Here is a 1,091-nt window from a genome sequence, read left to right as displayed (position 1 = left end):
CTGTTGCAATTCGAAGGGCGCGGGAAAGTCAGTCCGCATTTGGAAGAGACAGCCATCGCATTCGCCAAGCCAAGGACCGTCGTACCGGGACAGCGCAAAGCGGCTGGAGCAGCTTTTGGGCTACAATGTGCTGAGCCACCAAGCGATCAGGGAAAAACTGATGGAGCGTGCGCAACAGCCGATGCCAGCGGTGAAACGGCGCGCTGCCCGCGTGCTGTTCGTGGAAGTGGATGGGCTGTACACGAAGCTGCAGCGGAGCAAAAAGCGCGGGATGGAGAACGCAATTGCAGTCGTACACGAAGGCTGGGAGAAGAACGGCAAGCGGGTACAGCTGAAGAACAAACAGCATTACCTGCATACGAGCGGCGGCGACTTCTGGGAAGGGTTCGGGGACTTTCTGGTGGAGCGTTACGAAATCGACGAGAACACGTGGCTTGTGGTGAACGGAGACGGCGCGGCGTGGATCGGGGAATGTACATCCTACTTTCACCAATGTCTGTACATGCTGGACCGCTTTCATGTGGCGCGTGATTTGAAACGCTTTGTCGGTCATTTGCCGCAGGTGTGGGAGAGAGTGAGACGGTCTTTGGCCAAACAGGATGCAGCCGCGCTTATGGCGGTCCTGGAAGGCGTGTCGGAGCAAGAGATAGCGGAAGAGAACCGGAAGGATTGGAAGCCGTATAAAAGATTTCTAAAGCGGCATGAGAAGCATTTGGACGACTACCGAAAAACACTCCAGGCGAAGGGGATCGACACAAGCGGTATGCGCCCGATGGGAAGCGCGGAATCGCAGATGCGTATATTCGCCAAGCGGACGAAGCGTGGCGGGTACAGTTGGAGTGAGCGAGGCGTCAGGGCGATGCTGAGGACGATGATGAGGATTCAAGAAGCGGGCACGGTGGTAAGAACGGTTGAAGGACAAGCGAGTAAGCAGGCAACGCCGCAGCAGTCGATAAACATGCGGCAATTGCTCAAGAACGTGACGCAACCGGTCAAGGGTTGTATCGCTGGAATGATTCGCATGCTGCAAGGACCGAAGCAAAGCAGCACAACGGGTATGGCACTCAAAGCACTTCGCGGATAACGGCAAA

Annotated in this window: 1 pseudogene; it reads left to right on the top strand. The window is 56.3% G+C overall.

Features of this window, described 5'->3' with window-relative positions:
* Positions 1–1,084: pseudogene (locus tag L323_RS40830) on the top strand (ISLre2-like element ISTco1 family transposase); the annotation flags it as partial.
* Between the last annotated feature and the right edge of the window lie 7 nt (positions 1,085–1,091).

The sequence above is a fragment of the Ruminiclostridium papyrosolvens C7 genome (genome assembly GCF_000421965.1).
In the GTDB taxonomy this organism is placed as follows: domain Bacteria; phylum Bacillota; class Clostridia; order Acetivibrionales; family DSM-1351; genus Ruminiclostridium; species Ruminiclostridium papyrosolvens_A.
Note: the sequence above shows the minus strand (reverse complement) of the source record. Positions and strands in the feature narration are given on the sequence as shown.